Source organism: Salinibacter sp., assembly GCF_036626415.1.
GTDB lineage: Bacteria > Bacteroidota > Rhodothermia > Rhodothermales > Salinibacteraceae > Salinibacter.
The window spans coordinates 1-6,770 of record NZ_JAZKRW010000151.1 but is presented as its reverse complement, the minus strand read 5'-3'; the positions used below and the strand labels follow the sequence as shown (position 1 = coordinate 6,770).

Genomic DNA, 6,770 nt, shown 5'->3' with positions numbered 1-6,770 from the left:
CAGGCCGGGGCGATCCGCGACGTGCGCCGGAAGTCCTCGCGGGCGTGGACGTTCGACAGGTGCACCTCCACCACCGGCGGCTCGATGGCGGCCACCGCGTCGCGCAGGGCAACGGACGTGTGCGTGTACCCGCCCGGATTGAAGGCGACACCGTCGAGCTCGTCCTCGTGCGCGGCGTGGAGGTGGTCGATGAGTGCTCCCTCGCTGTTCTCCTGTTCGAAGCGGAATGTGACCTCCGGAAACGCCGCGTCGAGGTCGGCCTGGATGTCAGCAAGCGTCGTGGTGCCATAGGTCTCCGGCTCGCGGGTGCCGAGGAGATTCAGGTTGGGGCCGTTGAGGACGAGGAGGGTCACAGATCGCAGCGGGTCGTGACGGAGAAAAACTCTCCCCAATCAATTGCCGACCGCCCGGAAAGATTCCCACGCCGTCCTGTCGTTCGTGGCGATGATGCTCTCCCCCGCTTACCCCACCGTGTCGTACGCCGGCACCTCCAGGGTGAGCCCATCGTGGGCGAGATGCACGTCGTCGGGCAGGGCCGCCTCCGCCTCGGCGTGGCGCACGTCGTGGGTCATGTGGACGAGGTACGTCTCGCGCGCCCCGATGCGGCGGGCGGCGGCCACCGCCTCCTCAAACGAGAAGTGGGTGGGATGCGATCGGGGCCGGAGGCCGTCCAGGACGAGCGTGTCGATGCCCTGCAGCTGCTCGTAGCTCGCCTCGGGGATGGTGCTCGCGTCCGTCAGGTACGCAAAGCGGCCGAGGCGGTAGCCGTGGACCGACACGTTGCCATGCATCAACGGAATCGGATCGACGGGCACCGAGGTCTCTTCGTCGGTTCGGCTCGGCACGCGGAACGGGGCATCCACCACCTCCATCTTCAGGTTTGCGGCGCCCGGATACGGGTCCCTCCCAAAGACGTAGTCGTAGTTGCGCCGGAGCACCGCGGCGGTGTTGGCGTTCGCGTAGCACGGCATTACGCGTCGGTTGTCTCGGAAGTAGGGGCGCAAATCGTCGAGCCCCACAACGTGATCGAAGTGGTGGTGGGTGTAGCAGACCGCGTCGATGCGGGTGATGCCCTCGCGGAGCGCCTGCTGCCGGAAGTCGGGCCCCGTATCGATCAAGAGGCCCATGTCGCCCACCTCCACGTAGCAGGCACAGCGGGTGCGCGTGTCGTGCGGATCGTCGGAGGCACACACCTCGCAGTCACACCCGAGGACGGGCACGCCAGTGGAGGTGCCCGTCCCCAACAGGGTCGCAGTGACGGGAGGCGTGCGGGCGTGGCGGTCGGCCGGCGGATCGTCTGTGGACACGCTGGAGCTACTCGTCATGTGGAGCCCCCGCCGAGCCCTCCTCGGCCCAGGCCTCTTCGAGGGCCCGGCGCACGACCGGCTTCAGGTAGATGGTATCGAGCGGGGCCTCCCGAAGGGCCTCGGCCAGCACCACAAGCCGGGTCTCAGGCAGGTCGTTCGTGTTGAGCATGATCACCTCCTCCCCCTCCACGACGCAGCGCCCCCCGCGAAAGTTGCCGGGCTCGGCCCGCACCTCAATCCCCAGCCGCCCCGCAACGTCTTCCAGTTCGTCAATAATCGTAGTGGTGTCCATGCCGCACAGTCACACGTCAACAGAACCGCGACCCGTGTCACTCCCCCGTTTTTCTCCGTCGCCGAATGCTCTACTGCGGCGACTCCGGGAGGGGCTCGCCGGACGCATCCGTCACCCGAAAGGTATGCGGCGGCACCCCTGCGTCCTCCTCCAGATGGACACGCACCAGGTGCTCCATGAACCAGCGAGTGGTGTACGTGGGCACGGGGCGCCGCAGGAAGGCCGCGACGAAGGGGTGCACCCGGAGGGTCACCGCCCGGTGGGTGTCGCTGTGCGCCACGAGCCACTGCTCAATGTCGTCCACGAGCTCGTCGGGGACGGCGTCGGCCTCCGCCGGCGCGGCGGGCCCGTCCCCCGAGGGCGGACGCGGCTCCGTGTCCCCCGCCGCCTGTTGCGCCCGCGCCGCCTCGAGTTTGTCTTCAAGCGCCTGAATTTTCTGCCGCAGGGCCGCCATTTCTTCGTCCGGCGTGTCGTCTTCTTCCTTCAGGCGCTCGACCTCGCGCTCGCGATTCTCCACCTCTTGCTCCAGGCTTTGGATTTTGCGCTCGGCCTGGCGCAGCGCTTCGGGGTCGGCCCCGTCGTCGCCGTCGTCGGACGACGCCCCGTTGGCCGACGAAAAGGTCGTCGTGATGCTGGGCCGCAGCCGCTGGCGGGTAATCTCCACCACCCCAAAGTCGCTCATCGGCAATACCTTCGTCACCGCCCGGTCTTCCGAAAAGCCCTTCTCCAGCTCATCGTAGACTTTTTTCTTGTCGTCCTCGTCTCGCAGGTCGATAAAGTCGACGACGATAATGCCGCCCAGGTCGCGGAGCCGAATCTGGCGGGCAATGACGCGAGCGGCCTCCAGGTTGACGTTAAGCGAGTTTTCGGCCTGCGACTTGCCCTTGCCCGAGCGGCCCGAGTTGACGTCGACCACGTGCATCGCCTCGGTCTTCTCGATGAACAGATAGCCGCCGGACGGCAGTTCCACGCGATCCTTGAACGCGCGGTCGGCCCCGTGCTGGATGTCCACCGATTCAAAGACCGGCTGATCGCCTTCGTGCAGCTCCACACGATCCACCAGCTGTGGCCCCACGGCCCGCACGTAGCTCTGGATGCTGTTGTACAGCCCCTCGTGGTCGACCAGGATGCGGTCGTACTCGTCCGAAAACTCGTCGCGGACGATGGAGGAGGCCATGTCCACGTCTTCGTGCACGAGCGCCGGGGCACTCGGCTTCTCCTTGAGGCGATTCTCCACGCGCCGCCACCGCTCCATGAGCAGCTTCATGTCCTTGTCCAGTGACTTGGCGTCGCGGTCCTGCGCCACGGTCCGCACGATGACGCCGACCCCGTCGGGGACGAGGCTGCTAGCCAGCGACTCGAGGCGGCGGCGCTCCTCATCGTCCGTGATTTTTCGCGAGACGGCGACGTAATTTTGGAGAGGCACCAGCACAAGGAACCGCCCCGCAAGCGAGATGTCCGTAGAGATGCGGCTGCCCTTGTTCGAGATCGGCTCCTTGGTGACCTGGACGAGGATCGTCTGCCCGCGGTTCAGCAGGTCGGACGGGCGTTTGTCCCAGTCCTTCTTTCCCGTGGGCACATCGATCGCCTCCACCTTCGGCTTCTCGAGCCCGAGGAAGTCGAGCAGGTACGGGAGGTTGTCGGACAGGTCCGAGAAGTGAAGAAAGGCGTCCTGTTCCTGCCCGATGTCTACGAAGGCCGCCTGGATGCTGGGCATCACCTTGCGGATCTGCCCGAGGTACAGGTTGCCAATCGTGCGCTTGTGCTCGGCGTTCTCAATGTAGAGCTCCGCGAGCTTGCCATCCTCGACGATGGCGATGCGCGTCTGTTCGTTGCCGACGTTGAAGACAATTTCTTTGGACATATGTGGGGGAGGGGTGTGCCTGCCCCGGTGCCGACTGGCGGATGCGGGCCCGACGGAAGTTTCGCAACATTGGTAGCGGAACGATAGCGAAGGGACCAGTCGAAACTGCCGCCAGGACCGTCCGGGCGCGATGTTGCGCCTGGCTGCGAGGCGCCGCCGTGCGGCGCCCCAACAAGTCCTGAACCGGCACCGAGTGCTGGGGCACGAATTGACTCGTGAGCAATGGGATTGAACGAGGGCTGTCTCCCTGCGTGCCGGGACACAGTGAAGCAGAACAAAATGTCGTGGGGTGGGCCAGGCCGAAACCAGGGCGACAACGAGGCACAGACTGCGCACCTGCCATGCAGGGCGGTCGGCCCGCGCCTCCTTGTCCCTAACCCGACCAGCGAGCCGCCTTCTTCGGCCGCCCGCAAGTGTCTCAAGATTCTTGACTTCCGCGCATTCGTTGCGAAAGCCAAAGGTCATTCAGGGATATCGTCTTCCCGGCGCAAATGATCCCGGCAGGGGTCCAGAACGGTCGCACAGGAATTCGCAGGCCTCCCTTAAATCAAAATTCGTGGGGCCATCACGCCACAATTCTTTATAATACTTGGTGCAGTAAGGTGGGCCAGCGTCCACATCCGTGGTAACGGTGAAACCCGCACTGACACAAGCCTTTTGGGAGTTGTGAAGAAGCGCTCCCAGGAAGGGGTTGCCGCTTTCTTCCGCCACTTTCCTTTCTTGCCTTTTGATACCCGGTTTCGTGTTCTCTGGTCCTTCGGGGCCCTAATCGGCAACAGCGCCCCACAATCCCGCCCCGGTCACGGGCGGTCGTTCCCACACGCCCCTCTGGCCCCAACGCCCCCTCCCCTCCACGTCACTTTGGCTTACACACGCTCTCCGATATGGCTGACCAAGAATCTGTAACAGAGTTGACAACCGAAAATGCCCCCATCAAGGCACGGGGCCTCGAGGGCGTCATCGCTCTCGAGTCGGAGCTCTCCTCGATTGACGGAGACAAGGGTCAACTCATTTACCGCGGCTACGACATCCACGACCTCGCCGATCACGCCTCCTTCGAGGAGGTCGTGTACCTGCTCCGCCACGGCGACCTCCCGACCCAGGAAGAGTTCGATGATTTTGCGGCGCACCTGCGCAGCGAGCGGGCCCTTCCGGATCCGATCCTGAACCTTCTGCGAGAGACGCCCACGGACGCCCACCCGATGGCCGTCCTCCGCACGGCGGTGTCCGCCCTCGCTCTCTACGACGAGGAGGCCGACACGATGGAGGCGGGCGCCAACGGCCGCAAGGCCGATCGCATCCTGGCCCAGATCCCGACCATCATTGCGTCGTTCGACCGCCTGCGGAAGGGCCAGGAGCCGGTCGACCCGCTCGACCACGGGTCGATGGCCCACAACTTCCTCTACATGCTGAACGGCGAGGCGCCCGGCACGGCCGCCGAAGAGACCTTCGACGTCTGCCTCGTGTTGCACGCCGACCACGGCCTGAACGCTTCCACATTTACGGGGCGCGTCATCGGCTCTACCCTGTCGGACATGTACTCGGCGGTCTCCGGGTCGATCGGCGCGCTGAAGGGCCCGCTGCACGGCGGGGCCAACCAGGAGGTCATGCGCATGCTGCTCGACATCGACGAGAAGGGCGCGGACCCGGCCCAGTATGTGCGCGACCGTCTGGACACCGGGGAGCGCGTCATGGGCTTCGGCCACCGCGTGTACAACACCATGGATCCCCGCGCCGCCATCCTCCGCACGATGGTGAAGGAGCTGAGTGAGGAGGCCGGCGACATGAAGTGGTACGAGTACACCGCAAAGATCCACGAGACGATGGATTCGGAAACGGGCATCGCCCCCAATGTCGACTTCTTCAGCGGGCCGACCTATTACCAGCTCGGCCTTGACCCCGACCTCTTCACGACCATCTTTGCGCTGAGCCGCACGGCCGGGTGGACCGCGCACCTTCTGGAGCAGTGGGCCGACAACCGCCTCATCCGCCCACGCGCCCAGTACGTAGGGGCCCATGACCGAACCGTGGCCCCCATCGGGGAGCGATAGGGGCGTTCGGATTCCGAAATAGATCCCTGGCCCTGAAACCCCTGCCTGTCTCCCTTCATTCTATTTTTCCCCGAATGGGTTTTGCGGGACGGAGTGCTCCCCTCGCGTGCGCCCTTCCGTCCCTCTGCTGTTTTTGCCTCCATAATCTCCTCGGCCCCATGGCTGTTGACACCAAAGAACGTCCCCCAGCGACCCAACAGACGGACGCGACTGCTGAGCAGGAGAGCCGGGTTCAGCCGTACCGCATCCGGACCGGCATGTTTGCCTGGATGATGCACCGCCTCACCGGCGTGGGGCTGGTCGTGTATCTCATCATCCACATTTGGGGCCTGACCGCGTTGACCGATCCGGAGACGTTCAATGCCCTCATCGCGAAGTACCACAGCCCCATCTTCAAGGTCGGCGAGTTTGGGCTGCTGGTGGCGGTGGCCTACCACGCGATGAACGGGCTTCGCATCGTGCTCATCGACTTTCTGGGGTGGAGCCCCAAGCAGAAGAAGCTGTTCTGGACGCTGGGCGCGGTCACACTCGCCATCGTTGCGGTGGGCGGATGGCCGTCCATCTACGCGCTCGGGGAGTGGCTCCTCGGGCCCGGCTCGATGCCGACGCTCTTCCTTTAGCGTCTTTGCCCTGCCCCCTGCTGTCTCCCCCCTTGGTTCACCCTTAGGCCCTTGTCGTCATGGCTCAGACCAACGCGCTGAACTGGTTTCTACACCGCATCACCGGCACTTTTCTCATCTTCATGCTGATCACCCACTTCTGGGTGCAGCACTACGACCACCAAGCCGCCTCGGTCACCCACGAGGTGGTAACGGAGAAGAATGAGATGCCGGACTACCCGGAGGAGGCGAAGGCGGGCGTGGAGGCTCGCTTCGGGCCGGACGCGGAGGCCACCCCGTATCAGGTGGTGATGCAGCGCCTCGCCGATCCGGTCTACGCGGTGTTGTGGAAAGGATTCAACATCCTGTTTCTCATCGTGGCCCTCCACCACGGCTTCTACGGCCTCAACAACGTGATGACGGACTACATCCGCAATCCGATGGGGCGACTGGTGGCCAAGTCTCTGTCGTGGACCCTCGCTCTCGGCCTGCTCATCATCGGCATGTACTCAGTGATCACGGCTGGGTGGTGAAGGAATTGCGAATTTCGTATTGCGTAGTTGGGGATGTAGCTTCTCTGGTACGCAATACGCTACGCATTTACGCAATACGCAACACGCAATACGCATCTACGCACCATGACTTTTGAGCACGATG

At 64.3% G+C, this 6,770-nt stretch carries 7 protein-coding genes; 3 read left to right on the top strand and 4 right to left on the bottom strand.

The genetic code is table 11. The annotated features are described in order from the left end of the window. From V5A20_RS12640 to V5A20_RS12625, 4 genes are all read right to left on the bottom strand, one after another. Nucleotides 1-353, bottom strand: a 353-nt coding sequence (locus V5A20_RS12640; RefSeq protein ID WP_332327485.1) for a type II 3-dehydroquinate dehydratase, incomplete at its 3' end; no start/stop codon positions are given. 108 nt (nucleotides 354-461) lie between these two features. Beyond that, nucleotides 462-1,307 carry an MBL fold metallo-hydrolase gene (locus V5A20_RS12635; RefSeq protein ID WP_332327484.1) on the bottom strand — a complete coding sequence of 282 codons (846 nt, stop codon included), beginning with the start codon at nucleotides 1,305-1,307 and terminating at the stop codon, nucleotides 462-464. Between the two features lie 7 nt (nucleotides 1,308-1,314). Continuing rightward, nucleotides 1,315-1,599 carry a hypothetical protein gene (locus V5A20_RS12630; RefSeq protein ID WP_332316715.1) on the bottom strand — a complete coding sequence of 95 codons (285 nt, stop codon included), beginning with the start codon at nucleotides 1,597-1,599 and terminating at the stop codon, nucleotides 1,315-1,317. 70 nt (nucleotides 1,600-1,669) lie between these two features. Then, nucleotides 1,670-3,463, bottom strand: a complete 1,794-nt coding sequence (locus V5A20_RS12625; RefSeq protein ID WP_332316714.1) for an Rne/Rng family ribonuclease — start codon at nucleotides 3,461-3,463, stop codon at nucleotides 1,670-1,672. A gap of 884 nt (nucleotides 3,464-4,347) precedes the next feature. On the opposite strand from V5A20_RS12625, the gene V5A20_RS12620 reads away from it, so the two are divergent. The 3 genes from V5A20_RS12620 (at nucleotide 4,348) to V5A20_RS12610 (ending at nucleotide 6,646) form a co-directional block, all read left to right on the top strand. Further along, the gene (locus V5A20_RS12620) at nucleotides 4,348-5,514 is read left to right on the top strand and encodes a citrate synthase (RefSeq protein WP_332316713.1); all 1,167 of its coding nucleotides are present in this window, start codon (nucleotides 4,348-4,350) and stop codon (nucleotides 5,512-5,514) included. A 158-nt stretch (nucleotides 5,515-5,672) separates the two neighbouring features. Continuing rightward, nucleotides 5,673-6,134 carry a succinate dehydrogenase, cytochrome b556 subunit gene (sdhC, locus tag V5A20_RS12615; RefSeq protein ID WP_332316712.1) on the top strand — a complete coding sequence of 154 codons (462 nt, stop codon included), beginning with the start codon at nucleotides 5,673-5,675 and terminating at the stop codon, nucleotides 6,132-6,134. A gap of 59 nt (nucleotides 6,135-6,193) precedes the next feature. Next, nucleotides 6,194-6,646, top strand: coding sequence for a succinate dehydrogenase hydrophobic membrane anchor subunit (locus V5A20_RS12610; RefSeq protein WP_332316711.1), 453 nt, complete (start codon nucleotides 6,194-6,196; stop codon nucleotides 6,644-6,646). Nucleotides 6,647-6,770 lie beyond the last annotated feature (124 nt).

Coding starts and splice junctions, on each gene's coding strand:
- V5A20_RS12630 (WP_332316715.1), bottom strand. CDS start 1,599: ATGGACACCACTACGATTATTGACGAACTGGAAGACGTTGCGGGGCGG.
- V5A20_RS12625 (WP_332316714.1), bottom strand. CDS start 3,463: ATGTCCAAAGAAATTGTCTTCAACGTCGGCAACGAACAGACGCGCATC.
- V5A20_RS12620 (WP_332316713.1), top strand. CDS start 4,348: ATGGCTGACCAAGAATCTGTAACAGAGTTGACAACCGAAAATGCCCCC.
- sdhC (WP_332316712.1), top strand. CDS start 5,673: ATGGCTGTTGACACCAAAGAACGTCCCCCAGCGACCCAACAGACGGAC.
- V5A20_RS12610 (WP_332316711.1), top strand. CDS start 6,194: ATGGCTCAGACCAACGCGCTGAACTGGTTTCTACACCGCATCACCGGC.